At 70.3% G+C, this 19,414-nt stretch carries 18 protein-coding genes; 2 read left to right on the top strand and 16 right to left on the bottom strand.

From position 1 onward, the window contains the following. Nucleotides 1-59: 59 nt before the first annotated feature. The 13 genes from BMG523DRAFT_RS07775 to hemW form a co-directional block, all read right to left on the bottom strand. Nucleotides 60-3,113: a glycine--tRNA ligase gene (locus BMG523DRAFT_RS07775; RefSeq protein ID WP_011435719.1), complete on the bottom strand. Its 3,054-nt coding sequence runs from the start codon at nt 3,111-3,113 to the stop codon at nt 60-62. A gap of 273 nt (nt 3,114-3,386) precedes the next feature. Beyond that, nucleotides 3,387-3,971, bottom strand: coding sequence for an antibiotic biosynthesis monooxygenase (locus tag BMG523DRAFT_RS07770; RefSeq protein ID WP_235462941.1), 585 nt, complete (start codon nt 3,969-3,971; stop codon nt 3,387-3,389). 23 nt (nt 3,972-3,994) lie between these two features. After that, nucleotides 3,995-4,792 (bottom strand): isoprenyl transferase, encoded by a 798-nt coding sequence (locus BMG523DRAFT_RS07765; RefSeq protein ID WP_043590755.1) that lies wholly within the window; start codon nt 4,790-4,792, stop codon nt 3,995-3,997. A 288-nt stretch (nt 4,793-5,080) separates the two neighbouring features. After that, nucleotides 5,081-5,812 carry a DNA repair protein RecO gene (recO, locus tag BMG523DRAFT_RS07760; RefSeq protein WP_200923097.1) on the bottom strand — a complete coding sequence of 244 codons (732 nt, stop codon included), beginning with the start codon at nt 5,810-5,812 and terminating at the stop codon, nt 5,081-5,083. A 203-nt stretch (nt 5,813-6,015) separates the two neighbouring features. After that, nucleotides 6,016-6,939, bottom strand: coding sequence for a GTPase Era (era, locus tag BMG523DRAFT_RS07755; RefSeq protein WP_011435715.1), 924 nt, complete (start codon nt 6,937-6,939; stop codon nt 6,016-6,018). Between the two features lies 1 nt (nt 6,940). Further along, entirely contained in the window at nt 6,941-7,336 is a 396-nt protein-coding gene (locus BMG523DRAFT_RS07750; protein ID WP_049761055.1) for a hypothetical protein, read from the bottom strand. Nucleotides 7,337-7,362: 26 nt separating this feature from the next. After that, the gene (locus BMG523DRAFT_RS07745; RefSeq protein ID WP_011435713.1) at nt 7,363-8,727 is read right to left on the bottom strand and encodes a hemolysin family protein; all 1,365 of its coding nucleotides are present in this window, start codon (nt 8,725-8,727) and stop codon (nt 7,363-7,365) included. 20 nt (nt 8,728-8,747) lie between these two features. Then, the gene (ybeY, locus tag BMG523DRAFT_RS07740) at nt 8,748-9,344 is read right to left on the bottom strand and encodes an rRNA maturation RNase YbeY (RefSeq protein WP_043590770.1); all 597 of its coding nucleotides are present in this window, start codon (nt 9,342-9,344) and stop codon (nt 8,748-8,750) included. Between the two features lie 28 nt (nt 9,345-9,372). Continuing rightward, nucleotides 9,373-10,410, bottom strand: a complete 1,038-nt coding sequence (locus tag BMG523DRAFT_RS07735; protein ID WP_011435711.1) for a PhoH family protein — start codon at nt 10,408-10,410, stop codon at nt 9,373-9,375. Between the two features lie 150 nt (nt 10,411-10,560). After that, entirely contained in the window at nt 10,561-11,253 is a 693-nt protein-coding gene (locus BMG523DRAFT_RS07730) for a 16S rRNA (uracil(1498)-N(3))-methyltransferase (protein WP_011435710.1), read from the bottom strand. A gap of 123 nt (nt 11,254-11,376) precedes the next feature. After that, a complete protein-coding gene (gene dnaJ, locus BMG523DRAFT_RS07725; RefSeq protein WP_043590753.1) occupies nt 11,377-12,516 on the bottom strand; it encodes a molecular chaperone DnaJ in 1,140 nt (379 codons plus the stop codon). Then, the gene (gene hrcA, locus BMG523DRAFT_RS07720) at nt 12,516-13,535 is read right to left on the bottom strand and encodes a heat-inducible transcriptional repressor HrcA (RefSeq protein ID WP_011435708.1); all 1,020 of its coding nucleotides are present in this window, start codon (nt 13,533-13,535) and stop codon (nt 12,516-12,518) included. Before hrcA ends, dnaJ begins: the two co-directional genes overlap by 1 nt. Before the next feature lie 254 nt (nt 13,536-13,789). Next, a complete protein-coding gene (gene hemW, locus BMG523DRAFT_RS07715; protein ID WP_011435707.1) occupies nt 13,790-15,025 on the bottom strand; it encodes a radical SAM family heme chaperone HemW in 1,236 nt (411 codons plus the stop codon). Between the two features lie 225 nt (nt 15,026-15,250). On the opposite strand from hemW, the gene BMG523DRAFT_RS07710 reads away from it, so the two are divergent. Next, on the top strand, nt 15,251-15,415 hold the full coding sequence (locus BMG523DRAFT_RS07710) for a hypothetical protein (protein WP_232234895.1): 165 nt from the start codon (nt 15,251-15,253) through the stop codon (nt 15,413-15,415). A 60-nt stretch (nt 15,416-15,475) separates the two neighbouring features. On the opposite strand, the gene lepA is transcribed toward BMG523DRAFT_RS07710, so the two are convergent. Continuing rightward, complete coding sequence (gene lepA / locus BMG523DRAFT_RS07705) at nt 15,476-17,278, bottom strand: translation elongation factor 4 (RefSeq protein ID WP_116289846.1); 1,803 nt, start codon at nt 17,276-17,278, stop codon at nt 15,476-15,478. 414 nt (nt 17,279-17,692) lie between these two features. Between lepA and rpsT the strand changes: the two genes are divergently transcribed. Beyond that, complete coding sequence (gene rpsT / locus BMG523DRAFT_RS07700) at nt 17,693-17,962, top strand: 30S ribosomal protein S20 (RefSeq protein ID WP_011435705.1); 270 nt, start codon at nt 17,693-17,695, stop codon at nt 17,960-17,962. Nucleotides 17,963-18,041: 79 nt separating this feature from the next. Here the strand turns inward: rpsT and BMG523DRAFT_RS07695 are convergent, their stop codons facing one another. Then, entirely contained in the window at nt 18,042-18,413 is a 372-nt protein-coding gene (locus BMG523DRAFT_RS07695) for a hypothetical protein (RefSeq protein WP_043590749.1), read from the bottom strand. Continuing rightward, nucleotides 18,410-19,414, bottom strand: a complete 1,005-nt coding sequence (holA, locus tag BMG523DRAFT_RS07690; protein WP_011435703.1) for a DNA polymerase III subunit delta — start codon at nt 19,412-19,414, stop codon at nt 18,410-18,412. Before holA ends, BMG523DRAFT_RS07695 begins: the two co-directional genes overlap by 4 nt.

Raw genomic sequence — 19,414 nt, 5'->3', positions numbered from 1 at the left:
CGGAGTGATACCCAGACGCTAACCCGCGGTAACGGTATGCGCAGCCAGAATGCCCATGATCAGCGACCGGAGGCGGACAGCGAGCCGAGAGCCTCCCAGTCGAGAGCTCCGGTCGTCAGGTCCCGGATCCAGGCCAGCAGACCGAGCCGCGCCGCCCGCACCGCCGGGTCGTCGGCCATCACCATCACCGCGTCGAAGAACGCGTCGACGGCGGCCGGCAGGTCTCCGGCTGCGACGACCAGCTCATCAAGGGAGATCGCTCCGGCCGCCGTCTCCGCGGTGACAGCCGAATCGGCGCCGGAGGACGCGAGCCGCCGGACGAGCGCCGTCACGACCTCCAGCAGGTCGATCTCGGCGGGTTCGGTGAGGCGCTGCGCGTCGAGCACCGCCGGGGTCCCGGCCGGCACGATCCGGCGGACCCGCTGCAACGCGGCGGCCAGGGCGGCGAAGCCGGCGGCGGGTGCGGACTCCCCCTGGACGAGCTGCCGCAGTGTCACCAAGGTGGCGGCCGCGCGGGCCGGCGTGCCGGTGAGCGGCCCGACCGCGCCGACCAGGCGGTGGTCCACTCCGGTATCGAGTAGTTGCTGGACGTAGCGGCCACGGACAAACGTCTCGGCGGCCTCGAGCGCCTCGGCGGACACCGGCACCGGGGTGAGCCGGGCGGCGCGGGCCAGCGCGCCGGTGACGGTGAGGCCGGCGAGCTCAGGCCGGCTGCCCAGGATCGCGGCGACCCCGAGCGCGGCCCGGCGCAACCCGAACGGATCCGAACTCCCCGTGGGGGCCGCGTCGAGCGCGAACAGCCCGACAAGCAGATCGAGCCGGTCGGCGAGGGCCAGCAGGCCACCGGGGGCGGTATCGGGCAGCTGGTCACCGGCCCGGCGGGGCAGCTCCATCTCAAAGAGGGCGACGGCGACCGCCTCGGGCTCACCGGCCCGGCGGGCATACTCCCGCGCCATCGTGCCGGCGAGGCTCGACAGCTCGATGACCATCTGGGTGGCCAGATCGAACTTGGCGAGCGCGGCCGCCCGGTCCAGGGTGGCCCGGTCGTCCTCACCGAGGTCGATCTCCTCGGCGAGGTCACGCGCCAGCGCCGCGATGCGGTCGGCCCGGTCCGCGACGGAGCCGAGCCGCTGCTCGAACGTCAGCTTCGCGAGCTCCGCCCGGAACGTCTCGAGCGGCACCGTGATGTCGGCGTCGTAGAAGAACGCGGCGTCGGTGAACCGGGCCCGGATGACGTCCTCGTTGCCGGCGCGGACCAGCGCTTGGTCGACCTTACCATCGGCGACGGCTACGAACGACGGCAGCAGCCGCCCGGCGGCGTCACGCACCGGCAGGTAGCGCTGGTGCTTGCGCATGACGGTGGTGAGGATCTCCGCCGGCAGGTCCAGAAAGCGTTCCTCGAAGGACCCGAGGATCGGGCACGGGAACTCGACGAGGTTCGCCACCTCGGTGAGCACGTCCGCCTCGGCGACGAGGTCGATGTGACCGCCGGAGTCCGCGGTGAGCTTGGCCGCCTCCTCGACGACGAGCTCGCGGCGAACCACCGGGTCGAGCAGGATCGACCGGGCAGCGAGCAGTTCTGGGTAGCCGGACGCGCTCGGCACGTCCAGCGGCGGGGAGCCGGCCCGCCGGTGGCCGCGGGTGGTCCGACCGGCCGCGAGCGTCGACACCGTCACCGGCACCACGGTCTCGCCGAGCAGGGCGAGCAGCCAGCGCACCGGCCGGCTGAACGACAAGGTCGGATCGTTCCAGCGCATGTTGCGCTCCGCGCGCAGCCCCACCACCAGCTCACCGAGCACCCCGGCCAGCACCCGGGCGGCGTCCCGGCCGGCCTCGGTGCGCACGAGCGCGACATGCTCGACACCGCGGTGGGTGACGACCTGGAGGCCGGCGGGATCCGCACCCTGACCACGCGCGAACCCGACGGCGGCCTTCGTCGGCGCGCCGGCGGCGTCGTAGGCGGCCGAGACGCGCGGGCCGCGGACGACCCGCTCGACGTCCGGCTCCCGGGGCGCCACCTCGTCAACGATCGCCACGATGCGCCGGGGAGTGCCCAGCACCCGGACCGCACCGTGCGTGAGGCGGGTGGCCGCCAGCCGCTCAACGAGGCCGGCGCGCACCGCCTCGACGGTCCGGGTCACCTCGGCCGCCGGGAGCTCCTCCGTCCCGATCTCGAACAGCAGGGTGGCCGGCTCCTCGGCCCGGGTGGTCACCGCGGCGGGCACCGCGGCCGGTGGCGGGGAAGCCGCCCCGAGGGGATGGCCGAGCTCCTCGCGACGGTCCCGCCACAGCGTCGCGACCTCCCGCGACAGTCCACGCATCTGCGCGAAGGAGGTGGCCCGCTCGGTGGTAGAGACCGCGCCCCGGGAGTCGAGGATGTTGAAGGCGTGCGAGCACTTCAGCACGTAGGAGTGCGCGGGGACGGGCAGCCGGGCGTCGATGAGCCGGCGGGCCTCGGCGGCGTAGTCGGCGTAGAGCCGGCGCACGGTGTCGATGTCGGCGTCGTCGAGGTAGTACCGGGACATCTCGTACTCGGCCTGGCCGAACACCTCGCCGTAGGAGATGCCGGGGGCGTAAGCGATCTCGCTGAAGTGGCGGACGCCCTGCAGGGCCATGAGGATGCGTTCCACACCATAGGTGATCTCGACGCTGACGGTGTCGAGCGTCTGGCCACCGGCCTGCTGGAAGTAGGTGAACTGGGTGATCTCCAGGCCGTCGAGCCAGACCTCCCAGCCCAGCCCCCAGGCACCGAACGCGGGCGAGGCCCAGTTGTCCTCGACGAACCGGACATCGTGGGCGGCGGTGTCGATGCCGAGCGCCGCGAGACTACCCAGGTAGAGCTCCTGGGGGTTACCCGGATCCGGTTTGAGGATGACCTGGAACTGGGTGTGGGTCTGCAGCCGGTTCGGGTTGTGGCCGTAGCGGGAGTCGTCGGGACGGACCGAAGGTTCGACGTACGCGACCCGCCACGGCTCCGGTCCGAGCACCCGCAGCACCGTGGCTGGGTTGAGCGTACCGGCGCCGACCTCGGTGTTGAACGGCTGTACGATCATGCAGCCGCGGTCGGTCCAGTAACGGGTCAGCGCCAGCAGCGCGTCCTGCATGGTCAACATCGAGCGAGCCTCGGCATTTCGCTGTCGCGGTCACGAGTGGTGCGGGACACCCCGGCTCCGGGGACCGGACACCGGTCCGCCGGCGACCGGTGTCCGAAGAGAGCGGTCAGGCGATCAGGGAGGGGACTGTCCACGGGACATCGACACTCCGAATCCATGATCCATAGATTCATGATCAATAGATCTGCAAATCATAGATCCACAATCCATAGATCGTAGATTCCATGATGCTGAGTCGAGGCTACCGGTACCCACCGACAATCCCGCGGTTGGTCACGGCCGGCCGGCGCCCGGCGCACCGACGGAGCGCGGCGGCTCGCCGGGGGCCGCGGTGTCGGCGTCCGGCGTACGGTCGGACCGATGGGTCCGCGCCGAGCCGCCCGGCCCGTCCACCGACACCAGCACCTCGAAGGTGCCAGGCCCGTCAACCGCGAAGACGAGCAGCGGCGTCAGCGCGTATCGCACCTCGAAGGCGGACAACGCGCGACGCCACGCGCCCGGCCCGTCCCACTCGGTGGTCATCAGCCACGAGCCGGGTTCGTCGAGCGCCTGGGCGATCCGCCCACCACGAAATCCCGGGGCCCGGGCGAGCGCGTCAAGCGCCGGACGTGCCGCCGCGGCGAACCCCGCCCCGCCCGGCACGGCGTCCCCCGGTACGGCGTCCCCGGGCACGGCGAAGGCGATCTGGGCGACGACCGGAGCACCGGCCGTCGGCGCCGCCCAGTCGGGCACGGTGGAAGCGTCGGGTCCGGTCGGAACGTCGGGTCCGGTCGGAACGTCGGGCACGGTCGGAACGTCGGGTCCGGTCGGAACGTCGGGCACGGTCGGAACGTCGGGTCCGGTCGGAACGTCGGGCACGGTCGGAACGTCGGGCACGGGCATCAGACGTGATGGGCGACGGTTCCGCCGTAGCGCCGGTCCCGTCGGGCGAAGTCCTCACAGGCGGACCACAGATCGCGCCGGTCGAAGTCCGGCCAGAGCGTCTCGACGAACGAGAACTCGGCATAGGCGGCCTGCCAGAGCAGGAAGTTGCTGAGCCTCTGCTCCCCGGAAGTCCGAATGACGAGGTCCAGATCGGGCATGTCGGGCTCGTCCAGGTAACGGCCGATGGTCGCCTCATCGATCCGATCGACGCGCAGCCGGCCCTCCCGCACGTCCCGGGCGATCGCCGCCGCGGCATCGGCGATCTCGGCCCGGCCGCCGTAGTTCACGCACATCACCAAGGTGAGCCGGTCGTTGTCACGGGTACGTTCCTCGGACGACTCCAGCCGCCTGATCACGTTCCCCCACAGCCGGGGACGACGACCCGCCCAGCGAACCCGCACACCGAGCGCGTGCATGTCCTCGATGCGCCGGCCGAACACCCCGTCGGTGAAGCGCATCAGGAACGCCACCTCGTCCGGTGACCGTTTCCAGTTCTCCGTGGAGAAAGCGAACACCGACAACCATCGGACCCCGAGCTCGATCGCGCCCTCGACGCAGTCGAACAGGGCGTCCTCGCCGGCCTCGTGTCCTTTTGTTCGCGCCAGCCCGCGCATCTTCGCCCACCGTCCGTTGCCGTCCATGACGATGCCCACATGCCGCGGGACGAGACGCGACGGCAGGACCGGAGGTCGCGCGCCGGAGGGATGGGGATGCGGATCGCGAAACCGCGTCTTCACATCATTACGCAGCGCCACCGCCTACCTCCCCGCACCCGTCCGGGGCGGCTTCACGCCGCAATCCGTCCTGCCGGTCCCAGCCATCACCACATCGTCCCCCCGTCGGCGCCGGGTCGCGCCGGACGCACCCACCGCCGCTTTCCGCCTCACCATGTCCGTCCTCGTCCTTCCGCCACGGCCCGTCCCACCGCCGTCCCGCTCTCATGGTCCCGTTCCCCGGCGGTCGCACCCAGGCCGCCCGGCCCGCCTCGCCGGGATGACCGTCCCGGCCCACACGCAAGACCTCCACCACGGCGCCCGGCCGCGTCACGCCCTCTCCAGATAAGGCAGTGCGCGAAGCCCGCGTTCGAGATGCCACTGGAGATAGGCGGCGGCGATGCCACCGGCCTCCCGCCGGGCGCGGGCGTCACTGACCAGTGCACCGTCCCAGTCACCGCGCAACAGATCCGCGAGCAGCCGCACCGCACCCGCGGACACCGACGCCGCACCGTGCGGGCGACATTGCGGGCACACTACGCCGCCGCCCGGCACGGACAACGACAGGTGCAGCCCGGGCCCACCGCAACGCGCGCAGTGGTCCAGGGCCATCCCATACCCGGACACCGCGAGCGCCCGCAACAGGAACGCGTCGAGGACGAGCGCGGGTGGGCGCTCGCCGCCGGCGAGCGTACGCAGACCACCCACGAGCAGGAGGAACAGCCGCAGGGCGGGCTGGCGTTCCTCGCTGGTCAACCGCTCGGCGGTCTCGAGCATCACCGCGGCCGCAGTGTACCTCGGGTAGTCAACGGCGATCGTGGCGCCGTAGGGAGAGATGATGTCCGCCTGGGTGACCGTGTCCAGCGCCCGGCCGGAATGCAGCAGCAGATCGACGTACGTGCCCGGCTCCAGCCGCGACCCGAACCGCGAGGACGTCTTGCGGACACCCTTGGCGACGGCCCGCACCCGACCGGTCCGACGGGTGAGCACGGTGATGATGCGGTCGGCCTCGGCGAGGGGGGCCGTGCGTAGGACGACACCTTCGTCGCGATACACCGGCACCCGCCCATGGTTGCACGGTCCCGAGTTCATGCGGTGAAGCGAGGTCGCCCGGCAGATGGCCGGTACCGGCCGGATGTTCTCCTGAGGAACCCGCAGGACATCCCGGTCCATAGCCGGGGGGTAGGTATGGCAGTACATTGCGGCATGGATGCGGCATGGATGCGGTGCTGACGGCGCCTCGGTGGGGCCGGCGGCGAGCCGGCTCAGAACCCCAGGCGACGCAGCTGGCGCGGATCGCGCTGCCAGTCCTTGGCGACCTTGACATGTAGATCGAGGAAGACCGGGGTACCGAGCAGCGCCTCGATCTGCGTGCGGGCGCGGGAACCGACCTCCTTGAGGCGGGATCCGCCGGTCCCGATGACGATCGCCTTCTGGCTGGGCCGCTCGACGAAGACGTTCACCCGGACGTCGAGGAGAGGACGCTGCGCCGGCCTGCCCTCCCGGGAGACCATCTCCTCCACCACGACGGCGAGCGAGTGCGGCAACTCGTCGCGGACCCCCTCCAACGCGGCCTCACGGACGAGTTCGGCGACCATCACCTGTTCCGGTTCGTCGGTCAGCTCCCCACCGGGGTACAGCGCGGGCCCGGCGGGCAGCCGGGCGACAAGCACGTCGGCAAGCACGGCGACCTGGTAGGAGCGCACCGCGCTGACTGGAACGATGTCACTGAACTCGCCGAGCCCGGCGATCTCGAGCAGGCGGGCGCCGATCCGATCGGGATCGGCGACCCGGTCTGTCTTGGTGAGGATGGCGACCACCGGGGTGCGCTTGGGCAGCCGGGACAGCTCCTCGGCGATGAAGCGGTCCCCCCGGCCGACCGGCTCGTCCGCGGGCATGCAGAAACCGACGACGTCGACCTCGGACAGCGTGGCCCGCACCACGTCATTGAGCCGCTGCCCGAGCAGCGTGCGCGGCCGGTGCAACCCCGGGGTGTCGACCAGGACGAGCTGGGCGTCGTCGCGGTGGACGATGCCGCGGATGGCGTGCCGAGTGGTCTGTGGTCGCCCGCTGGTGATGGCGACCTTCGTCCCTACCAGCGCGTTCGTCAGCGTCGACTTGCCGGCGTTGGGTCGTCCGACGAGGCAGGCGAAGCCGGCCCGGAACGGCACCGAGGTCGTTGTCGACACGCTAGGTGGTCACCCTGGTCCGGGCGACGCCGTCCGAGCCGGCGAGGAACACCGGGATCCCGGCGCCGAACTCGGCCAACGTCGCCAGGTCGGCGCGGTCGAGCTCGTCCTTCTGCGTGACCACCGCGGCGGCTTCGAACCGGCGGGCGCCGCTGGAGACCGCGGCGGCCACCGCCGCGCGCAGCGCCGAGATCGCTAGCTCGGCCCGGCCCAGGCCGAGAGTCGCCGCCGCGTAGGTGCGACCGTCGGTGTCGCGCAGCGCCGCACCCTCCGCAGGGTCGCCCGAGGGGGCGTAGGCACGCAGCCGCGCCGCCCTGGCCAGCACCACGAGCTTCGCGTCCTCTGCGGCGAGGTCGAGAGCCGGGGCGCCGTCGGCCGAGTTGCCATCGGCAGGCACGGTTCCCGACCGGGTCGCGTCGGCGGTCACGAATTCACCTTTCTGTCCGACGACGAGCTGCGCACGGGTTCGCCGCCGTCGTCGGATCGGGGAGGCGGCGAGCCGTCGTCGCCGTTCGACGGATGCGGCAACCGCTGGACGACCACGGTGCCAATCTGGTTACGCCGGCCGGCGGCCCGTTCCGCCGACAGCCGCAACCCACCGACCGTGACCGTCGCACCCGGGATGGGCACCCGTCCCAGGGCCGTGGCCAGCAGGCCACCGACGGTGAGGCTGTCATCCGCACCGGGCAGGTCGTCCACGTCGAAGTCAAACAGCTTCGCCAGATCGTCGACGTCGAGCCGGGCGGTCACCCGCGCGGTGTTGGCGTCGATCCACTCCACCGGCGGAACCTCGTTGTCGTACTCGTCGGTGATCTCACCGACGATCTCCTCAAGGATGTCCTCGATGGTGACGAGTCCGGCGGTTCCACCGTACTCGTCGATGACGATCGCCATGTGGGTACGCGACGCCTGCATCTCACGGAGCAGGTCGTCCGCGGGCTTGCTCTCGGGCACGAGTGCGGGTGAACGCATGATCTCGGCGATCGCACCATCCTCGCCCCCCTCCCGTTCCCGGCGGACCATGTCCTTGAGGAAGGCGATCCCCACCACGTCGTCGACGCTCTCCCCGATGACGGGGATCCGCGAGAAGCCGCTGCGCAGGGCCAGCGCGAGAGCCTGCCGGACGGTCTTCGTCGACTCGATGAAGACCATGTCCGGACGCGGCACCATCACCTCGCGCACCAGGGTGTCCCCGAGCTCGAACACCGACGCGATCATGTCGCGTTCCTCACGCTCGATGACCTCGTTCTCCTCGGCGAGGTCGACGAGATCGCGCAGCTCGGCCTCGGATGCGAAGGGACCATCCCGGAAACCAGGACCGGGGGTGACCGCGTTGCCGAACGCGATCAGCAGCCGGGGCAACGGCCCGAAGATCCGCGCCAGCCGGACCGTGAGACCGGCGCTGGCCAACGCCACCGCAGGGGCGTGCTGGCGGCCCAGGGTGCGGAACATCACCCCGACGAGGATGTACGCGACCAGGGTCGAGGCCAGCGTCCCGAGGCCGATCGCGGCGAACCCGGCCCCGTAGGCGTGCACGAACAGCACCGTGATACAGGCCGCGGCGAGCATCTCCGCGACGATGCGCAGGAGCAGCAGCAGCGCGAGGTAGCGGCCCGGATCGGCCACGACGGTCGCCAGGTTCCGGGCGCCGGCCCGGCCCTGGCGGGAGAAACCCTCGACCGTCACCCGGGAGACCCGGGTCAGGGCCGCGTCGATGCCGCCGAGACCCGCCGCGGCAAGCGAGCCCATCACGGCGATGAAGACGAGAAAAAGATCACCGGAACTCATGCGGACCCCCTTGTGCCGGGTCAGCGTGCGGGCGCGGCAGGGGGCTCTCCGGCGCCACCGCCACGGCCCTGGTCACCACGGCGGCCCTGGTCACCACGGCGGCCCTCGCCGCCGTCCGCGGCACCGTCCGCGGCACCGCGGGCGCCGTCCGCGCCGTCCGCGCCGTCCCACGACGCGAGCAGCTGGCTCTGTACCTTCCACATCTCGCGTTCCTCGTCCGGCTCGGCGTGGTCGTAGCCGAGCAGGTGCAGGATGCCGTGGGTGCACAGCAGGGACAGCTCGCGATCGAAGGAGTGACCGGCCTGCTCCGCCTGCCGCCGCGCGACGTCCGGGCACAGCACGACGTCGCCGAGCAGGGTAGTCGGATCGTCGTCGACCGACTCCGACCACGAGGCGTCAAAGGCATCGTCCTGCGGGAAGGACAGGACGTCGGTCGGACCCTCCTCGCCCATGTACCGGACGTGCAGATCGGTCATCGCCTTCGGCTCTACCAGCATCACCGAGAGCTCGGCGAGCGGGTTCACCTTCATGGCGTCGAGCACGAACCGGGCGAGCGCGGCCAGCCTCACCTCGTCGACGTCACTCGCGCCCGACTCGTTGGCAACGAATACGGCCATCAGCGGTCCTCTCCGACCGCGGCAACGGTCACCGTCGGTCCCGACGAGCAGACCGGGCCGGAGCGGGTGGCGGCGCACTGGCCGCGTCCCAGCGGGCGTAGGCGTCGACGATCTCGCTCACGAGCCGGTGCCGAACCACATCGGAGCTGGTCAGGGATGCAAAATGGACGTCGCCGAGGCCGTCGAGGATCTCCCGGACCACCCGCAGCCCGCTGCGGGTGCCGCTGGGGAGGTCGACCTGGGTCACGTCCCCGGTAACGACGATCTTCGCGCCGAAGCCGAGCCGGGTAAGGAACATCTTCATCTGTTCCGGCGAGGTGTTCTGGGCCTCGTCGAGGATGATGAAGGCGTCGTTCAGCGTCCGGCCGCGCATGTAGGCCAGTGGGGCCACCTCGATCGTGCCGCTCTGCATCAGCCGCGGGATCGAGTCCGGATCGATCATGTCATGCAGCGCGTCGTAGAGCGGCCGCAGGTAGGGATCGATCTTCTCGTACAGGGTCCCCGGCAGGAACCCGAGGCGTTCCCCCGCCTCGACCGCGGGGCGGGTCAGAATGATCCGGTTCACCTTCTTGGCCTGCAACGCCTGAACGGCCTTCGCCATGGCGAGGTAGGTCTTGCCGGTGCCGGCCGGCCCGATCCCGAAAACGATGGTGTGCTGGTCGATCGCGTCGACGTACCGCTTCTGGTTCAGCGTCTTCGGCCGTATCGTCCGGCCCCGGCTGGAGAGGATGTTGAGGGTGAGAACCTCGGCCGGCCGCTCCTCGGCGCCGCTGCGCAGCATCGCCAGCGAATGGTCGACATGCTGCGGGCTGAGCTCCGTCCCGGCGTCGAGCAGCGCGATGAGCTCAGCGAACAACCTGGCGGCGAGCTCGTTCTCAGCCGGAGCGCCGGTAATGGTGATCTCGTTGCCACGCACGTGGATATCCGAGGAGAAAGCCTTCTCGATGGTACGGAGCAGCTGATCCTGGTGACCGAGCAGACTCACCATGCTGTGCGGACCGGGTACGACAATGCGCGTCTGGACCCTGGTGTCGGGCGCGACGGGTGGCGTAACGGATTCGGGCATAAAGAGCGGCCAGCGAGGCCGGGGCACCTCTCAGGATTGATGATCGCGGTGGGTGGCGCGGCGCGGACGGCCGACACCGGACAGAACCCCTCCAGCCGGAGGGACCGCCCAGCGAGGCGGACCACGGACGCTACCTGACCAGTCTATCCATCATCGCGCCGGGCCGTCCCAACGACCGAGGTCCGCGAACACGACCGCCGCGGCCACGACGCCGGCGGTGGATGTGCGCAGCACCGTCGAACCGAGCCGCGACACGATCGCTCCGGCCTCGCCCAGCGTGGCCAGTTCCAACTCGGACACCCCTCCCTCGGGGCCCACGACGAGCACCAGCTCCGCCGCCGAGGCGGCCGGAGCCACTCGCTCCGACACCTCAACCGAGCGGGCCAGGCCAACCAACGGGATGGTCGCCTCCTCGTGCAGGAGGACGGCAAGCGCCGCCGCCCGCACCCGCTCGACAACCTCCTTCAGGCCGGCCAACTCGCCCACCACCGGCCAGTGCAGTCGGTGGGACTGCTTCGACGCCTCCTCCGCGGCTCTGACCCAGCGTTCCCGGGCCCGCACGCCACGGACACCCTCCCAGCGGGCCACGGACCGGGCCGCCGACCACGGGACGATCTCGTCGACACCGACCTCGGTCAGCATCTCCACCGCCCGCTCGCCCCGATCCCCCTTGGCAAGGGCCTGCACGACAACCAGTCGGGGGCTCGGGGCCGCGGCGGCGACCCGGCGCCGGACCGCGCAGTCGATCTCATCCCGCCGGGCGGCAACGACCTCGCACTCCACCGCACGGCCGAGACCGTCGGTCACGTCGACCGGCTCCCCCGGCCGCAGCCGGCGCACCATGGCCGCATGGCGACCCTCCGGACCGGCGAGGGTGAACGAGTCCGCGATCGGCAGCGGCGACAGCCGGAACAGGGCGCTGGTCAGGATGCATCCTCTCCGCAGCGGTCACGGCCGATGACCGGGCTAACGGCCGCGGCGCGTGCCCCGCCGCCGGAATAGCCCCGCCGCGCCGCCGGCGGATCCGCCCACGACGGCCGGTGCCTCCTCGTCGCGCAGCTTCGCCAGCTCTCGTAGCAGCCGCTCCTGCTCGCCGTCCAGCTTCGTCGGAGTCTCGACGTTGATGTGGATGTGCAGATGACCGCGCCCGGCGGCCCGCAGATGCGGAACCCCGCGGCCGGCGAGCTTGATGACCTCACCGGGCTGGGTGCCGGGCTTCACGGCGATGGTCTCGGTGCCGTCGAGGGTCTCCAGCGTGGCGGAGGTGCCGAGCGCCGCCGAGGTCATCGGCAGCGGCAGCTCACAGTGCAGATCGTCGCCCTCCCGGGTGAAAACCGGGTGCTGCTTCTCGGAGACCTCGACGTAAAGGTCACCGGGCGGCCCACCGCCGGGCCCGACCTCGCCCTCGCCCGACAGCCGGATGCGCATGCCGTCCTCGACCCCGGAGGGGATCTTCACAGTGAGCGTCCGGCGCTTGCGCACCCTGCCGTCGCCGCCGCAGTCCCGGCAGGGATGCTCGATCACGGTGCCGGTACCCGAACACCGCGGACAGGGCCGGGAGGTCACCATCTGGCCGAGGAAGGAACGGGTGACCTGCTGGACCTCGCCCCGCCCGCCGCAGGTGCCGCAGGTCGACGGGTGCGTGCCGGGAGCCGCACCGACACCGGTACACGTCGAGCACACCGCCGCCGTGTCCACGGTGATCTCGCGCGTGGCGCCGAACGCGGTCTCGGACAGGTCGAGCTCGATGCGCAGCAGCGCGTCGTTGCCGCGCCGGACCCGGGACCGGGGCCCACGGCTCGACCCGCCGCCGAAGAAGGCGTCCATGATGTCACCGAGGCCGCCGAAACCGGCGCCGAACGGCGAACCGCCACCGCCGCTGCCACCGGGCGCGAGCGGATCGCCGCCCAGGTCGACGATCTGGCGCTTCTCCGGGTCGGAGAGCACCTCGTACGCGGCCGTGACGCCCCGGAAGCGCTGCTGTGCATCCGGATCTGGATTGACATCCGGATGCAGCTCACGGGCCAGTTTGCGGTAGGCCCGCTTGATCTCGTCGTTCGACGCTTCCCGGCGTACGCCCAGAACGGCGTAATAATCCACTGCCATCAGTCGGCACCCAAGAGTTCACCCACGTATTTGGCGACGGCCCGGACGGCCGCCATCGTCCCCGGATAGTCCATGCGCATCGGGCCGAGCACCCCCATCCCACCCAGCGCGAAGGGACCACGACCGTATCCCGTGGCCACCACCGCGGTGGACCGGAGGGCGTCCACATCCGTTTCGCGACCGATCCGTACCGTTACAGTACCGGTCTCCCGCGCCGAGCCGATGAGTTTCATCAGCACGACCTGTTCTTCTAACGCCTCAAGTATCGACCGCAACGAGTCGGCGAAGTCGACCGGGGACCGCGTGAGATTCGCCGTCCCAGCCATCGCGATGCGCTCCTCCTGCCGCTCGACCAGCGACTCCAGCACGGCACCGGCCACCGTGGTCAGGTAGGGGCGCAGCTCGGAGCGGGTGCTGTCGGGCAGGGCCGCGACGATGTCGGGGGCGTCGACCAAGCGCCGGCCGGCCAGCGCGCAGTTGAGCACGGAACGCAGCTCGCCGGCGACCTCGTCGTCAACGGGTACGAGGCTGTCGACGATACGCTGCTCGACCCGGCCGGTGTCGGTGATGAGGACCATCAGCAGGCGGTACGGGCCGAGCGTGACAACCTCGATGTGCCGGATGCTGCTGCTCGACAAGGAGGGGTACTGCACGACGGCCACCTGCCGGGTGAGCTGGGCGAGTAGCCGCACGGAGCGGCGCACCACGTCGTCCAGGTCGACGGCGCCCTCCAGGAAGCTCTGGATCGCCCGACGTTCGGCCCGGGACAGCGGCTTCACCCCCGACAACCGGTCCACGAACAACCGGTAGCCCTTGTCCGTCGGTATCCGTCCTGCGCTGGTATGAGGCTGTGTGATATACCCCTCTTCCTCCAGGGCGGACATGTCATTACGGACAGTAGCTGGCGATACACCGAGATTATGCCGCTCCGCCAGCGCCTTGGAACCCACCGGCTCGTTGCTCAGCACAAAGTCCTCAACAATCGCCCGAAGGACTTCGAGCCGCCGATCCTCCAGCACGCGGTCGCACCCCCTTCACCAGGCGGGACGTGGCCGGGCCACGGTGTGTGCAGCGGCGGACACCCAGCTTGGCACTCGGCCGCAGTGAGTGCCAAGTGTAGCCGCCTGCTCAGGTCGAAGCACAGAACATGAGCCACCCCGCGAATGACCGGTAAGGGCCCGGCGACGTCCTCGTAACGAAACGAGCATGCCGGTACCCAGGTTCCGGTCCCGCCCGATCGGGCCACCGGACGGCCGCCGGTCGGGCAGCGGCGTCAGTCGGGCAGCAGGGCTCGCACGACCGTGTCGGTGAGCAGACGACCGCGACGAGTGAGACGCACCCGGCCGAACTCCAGGGCACCGGGTTCCACCAGGCCGGACTTCGCGAGCCCGGCGGTGGCCTCCCGGCCGGGCCCGTCCAGCTCACCGACGGCCAGTCCCTCGGCCAACCGGACGCCCAGCATGACCCGCTCGACCCGGCGGGCCTGCGCGTCGAGCTCCTCCCGGGCGGCCGCGGGACTGCGCCCGGCCCCCAGCCGGGCCGCGTACTCCGCCGGATGACGCACGTTCCACCATCGCACCCCGCCGACGTGGCTGTGCGCGCCCGGACCGATCCCCCACCAGTGATCTCCACGCCAGTACCCCAGATTGTGCCGACACCGGGTATCGGTCCCCCGCGACCAGTTGCTGACCTCGTAGCTGGTCAGGCCGGCCGCGCACAGAGCGTCATCGGCCTGCAGGTAGCGGTCGGCAAGCAGGTCGTCGTCGGGTTCGAGCAGCTCGCCCCGGCGGACCCGGCGGGACAGTTTCGTGCCCTCCTCAACCGTCAGCGCGTAGGCACTGACGTGGTCCGGGCCGAGCTGGATCGCCGCGTCCAGGCTCGCCGCCCAGTCCGCCTCCGACTCGCCCGGAGCCCCGTAGATGAGGTCCAGGCTGACCTGGTCAAAGCCCGCCTTGCGGGCCCAGCGCATCACCTCGGGCACGCGGCCAGGGGTGTGCCGCCGGTCCAGGGCGGCGAGGACGTGCGGACGGCTACTCTGCATCCCGAAGGAGATCCGGGTGTAACCGGCGGCGCGCAGCTGCTCCAGTTGCGCCGGATCCACCGACTCCGGATTCGCCTCGGTGGTGATCTCCGCGTCGGACGCCAGCCCGAACCCGTCGTCCAGGATCCGCAACAGCCGCCCGAGATCGTCCGCGGTCAACAGGGTCGGCGTGCCGCCACCGACGAAGACCGTGGAGACCACCAGCTCCTGCTCACCAAGCACGGTACGCGCGAGCCGGACCTCGCCGGTCGCGATGTCGACGAACGTCGTGAGGCCCACCGACGACACCAGGGCGCCGCCTAGGTCGGCCGCCGTGTAGGTGTTGAAGTCGCAGTAGCCGCAGCGCGCCGCGCAATAGGGCACATGCACGTAGACCCCGAACGGCCGCCGGGTCACCTCGGCCAGCGCGGCCGCCGGGAGGGCACCGTCGTCCGGCGGAAGCGAGCCGTCGGGAGGCTTTTGTGGCATGCCCCCAGTGTGCCCCCAACGTGTGCTCTCGCGGCAACGCTACGTTTGCCAACCACGCGGGCGGGCCAGGGGTGGCCACACGAGGACCACCTAGGGATAAGGCCGGAATACCCACTTCGGCGATGTTGGCCGGGTGTAATGACATTTTGTCATCGTTGGGCACAGAAGGGAAAATATGGGTGGTTCACCATGGACCGATCGACGTCGGTGCGAAAAGATCCGGTCATGGACGACGACGCCAGGGCCGTTCTCGACGAGATCTTCGAACTGCTCCCGCCCCGAACCACCGTGTACCGTTCCAGCGCCGCCGCCCCTGTCGCGGACCTGTCGTTCCCCGAACCGGCCACCGAACCGATCCGCCTCCCGGCCAGCCCCCTGCCGACCCGCTGAACGGCCGACTCACTGAACAGGCGGATGGCACCACGGTCCCGCGTCGGCCCCGCACCGGACTCACTTCACCGCCGGTTTGCCGGTGTCCGTGGACAGCGCCGCGATGAAGGCCTCCTGCGGCACCTCGACCCGACCGATCGTCTTCATCCGCTTCTTGCCCTCCTTCTGCTTCTCGAGCAGCTTGCGCTTGCGGGTGATGTCGCCGCCGTAGCACTTGGCGAGCACGTCCTTGCGGATGGCGCGGATGTTCTCCCGCGCGATGATCCGGCTGCCGATCGCAGCCTGGATCGGCACCTCGAACTGCTGGCGCGGAATCAGCTCGCGCAGCTTGGTCGTCATGGACACGCCGTAGGCGTAGGCCTTCTCACGGTGCACGATCGCCGAGAAGGCATCGACAGTCTCCCCCTGCAACAGGATGTCGACCTTCACCAGATCGGCCAACTGCTCCCCGGCCGGCTCGTAGTCGAGGCTGGCATAGCCCCGGGTCCTGGACTTCAGGGCGTCGAAGAAGTCGAAGATGATCTCACCGAGAGGCAGCGTGTACTTGAGTTCCACCCGGTCGGTCGACAGATAGTCCATCCCCTTCAGGACACCGCGCCGGCCCTGGGACAGTTCCATCACCGCCCCGACGAAGTCGGTCGGCAGCAGCAGCATCGCCTCGACGACGGGCTCGTACACCTCGGCGATCTTCCCGCCCGGCCAGTCACTGGGGTTGGTCACTATGATCTCGGAATGGTCCTCCATGACCACCCGGTAGACGACGTTCGGGGCCGTGGAGATGAGAGTGAGGTTGAACTCGCGCTCCAGCCGCTCCCGGACGATCTCCAGATGCAGCAGGCCCAGGAAGCCGCACCGGAATCCGAACCCCAATGCCGCGGAGGTTTCCGGTTCGTAGGTCAGGGCGGCGTCGTTGAGCTGAAGCTTGTCGAGAGCCTCGCGCAACGCTGGATACTCGCTGCCGTCGATCGGGTACAACCCGGAGTACACCATCGGCAACGGATCCCGATAGCCACCGAGCATCTCCGTCGCCGGCCGCCGGGTAGTGGTGATGGTGTCGCCGACCCGGGCCTGCCGGACGTCCTTGACCCCGGGGATGACGTAGCCGACCTCGCCGACCGACAGCGACCCGGTCGGATGGGGGTCCGGCGAGATGACACCTACCTCGAGGGTCTCGTGGCTCGCGCTGGTCGACATCATCAGACACCGGTCGCGGGTGGTCAGCGTGCCATCGACCACCCGCACATAGGTGATGACGCCGCGGTAGATGTCGTAGACGCTGTCGAAGATCATCGCACGAGCCGGACCGTCCGGATCGCCGACCGGGGCGGGCACCCGGCGCACGATCTCGTTGAGCAGCTCCGGCACTCCCTGGCCGGTCTTGCCGGACACGCGGAGCACCTCGCCCGGCTCGCAGCCGATGATCGCCGCGATCTCCTCGGCGTACTTCTCCGGCTGGGCCGCCGGAAGATCGATCTTGTTGAGTACGGGAACGATGGTCAGGTCGTTCTCGATCGCCAGGTACAGGTTCGCCAGGGTCTGCGCTTCGATGCCCTGGGCCGCGTCGACCAGCAGCACCGCGCCCTCGCAGGCCGCGAGCGAACGGCTCACCTCGTAACTGAAGTCGACGTGGCCCGGTGTGTCGATGAGATGCAGGATGTAGTCCCGACCATCGTCGGCCCGCCACGGCAGGCGCACGTTCTGGGCCTTGATGGTGATCCCGCGCTCGCGCTCGATGTCCATGCGGTCGAGGTACTGCGCGCGCATGTTGCGCGCCTCCACGACACCGGTCACACCAAGCATCCGATCGGCAAGAGTCGACTTGCCATGGTCGATGTGGGCGATGATGCAGAAGTTGCGGATCATCGTCGGGTCGGCGCCGGGCGCCAGGTGCGGGGCTGTGGACACGCGGAGAGTTCTCGTTTCGCTCGCGGTGATCACGGTGGAGCCGCCCGTGCCGATATCTGGGTCGACCACCTTCATCGTGCCAGGAGCCGCGCGCAACGTTGCGCCGGTGCGCCGCCGCGCGGGGGTTTGATAATCTGAGTGCCACCGTGACGGGCCGCGTCGTCGTCCGGTCATGATCTGGTCGATCATGACCTGTCCGGTCATGATCTGGTCGCCATTCCGTGCGGCGCCGGTCGCCGGAGGCAGCCGGTTCTCCGCGGTACCTGCTGCTCCCAGGAGCCAGCGAGATATGCCGGATCACCGGGCACGGCCGGTACCCGTACTATGACGTGTCCGCACCACCCCGACTCGACAAATCAGAGGTTCTCCCGCGTGGCCAACATCAAGTCGCAGATCAAGCGCAACCTCACCAACGAGAAGCGGCGGCTGCGCAACAAGGCTGTGAAGTCGGAACTCAAGACGCACGTGCGTCGCTTCCGCGACGCCGTGGATGCCGGTGACGTCGAGCGCGCCGGCGAGACGCTGCGGATCGCGTCCCGCAAGCTGGACAAGGCCGTCAGCAAGGGTGTCATTCACGCCAACCAGGCCGCCAATAAGAAGTCGGCACTGGCTCGCACGCACGCCAACCTGGCCGCCAGCTGAGTCGTCTTCCTCCAGCCGGGGCGCCGCAGGCGTCCCGGCTTTTCCGCGTGCCCACCCGTCGGTCGGGCCTCTCGCCCGGTCAGAGCCCGCCGCACGGCGTGGAACGGGCTCCGGGCTGCTGTGGAGCCGGTTCCGCCGAGACCTCGTCCGGCTGGATCAGCCGCTCAAGCACTTCGTGATAGGCAACCATCGCGCCGACGGTCAGCGGGAGGACACCGACCACCCAGGCGCTCGCGAGATCACCGAGTGCGATCACCACCGTGACCAGCCCAGTCACGATCATGAGCAGCCCCCGCATCCAGCCCGCCGGTAGCACCCGCAGGCCGAACCAGCCGCCCGGCGGCGGGGCCTCGGGGTCGGCTGCCGGCTGAGGAGCCACGACGATGCCGGCACCGGCTCCCGGACCGTCAGCCGTCCCCGGACCGTCAGCCGTCCCCGGACCGTCGGTCATCCACGGCTCCCGGCCGCCCGGGCCCGCCCGACCAACCTGGCCACGGCGACCTCGCGCAACAGTTTCTCCAAGGCGTAACCGGCGTCAACCGCAGCGCCCTTGACGCCGGCGTCGGCCTCGGCGGCCGCCCGCAGGGCCTGGCCGAGACCCCGGTCCGACCATGCTCGGGCGGAGCGCTGCGCCTTCTCGACCTTCCAGTCCGGCATACCCAGGGCTCGGGCGAGATCCCACTTCGAGCCGGGACCCGCGGACGCCACCCGGGCGAGGTCACGCAGACCACCGGCAACGGCGCTGGAGACCAGTACGGCCGCGGTACCCCCCTCCAGGGACTGACGCAGCAGCGTCAACGCCTGCGGCAGGTCGCCGCCGATGATCGCGTCCGCGACGGCGAACCCGCTGGCCTCGGCCCGGCCCCGGTGGAAACGGGCCACCGCGGCCTCGTCGATCAGCCCGTCGGTGTCGGCCACGAGTTGATCGCAAACGGCGGCGAGCTCACGCAGATCACCACCGACCGCGTCGAGCAGGGCGCGCACCGCGCCGTCGCTGACCCGGCCGCCGAGATGCCGCACCTCGGCGACGACGAAATCGTGACGCTCCCGCGGCTTGGTGATCTTCGCTGCCGGCACGACCCGCGCGCCCGCGGTCTTCAGCACGTCCGCGAGTTTGCGGTTCTTCACCACGCCGCTGTGGACGACGACGAGCACGACGTCGTCGAGCGGACGAGCGATGTACTCCAACAACGCGTCACGCAGATCCTCGGCGAGGTCCTGCGCGCCGCGGACGACCATCACCCGGCCACCTCCGAACATCGAGGTGGCGCCGAGGTCGATCAGATCGGCCTCGCTGAGCTCACCGGCCGGCCGGTCGACGATCTCGACATCGGGATCACGGGCCCGAGCCGCGTCGAGAACCCCGCGCACCGCTCGACCGACGAGTAGATCCTCGTCGCCGGTGACGAGCACGAGCGGCGGCAGTGCGGAGGAGGACACGCAGGTGAGCAT

Source organism: Frankia sp. BMG5.23 (assembly GCF_000685765.2).
Lineage (GTDB): Bacteria > Actinomycetota > Actinomycetes > Frankiales > Frankiaceae > Frankia > Frankia casuarinae.
The sequence above is the reverse complement of the archived record's forward strand: the minus strand, read 5'-3'. Positions and strand labels throughout refer to the sequence as shown.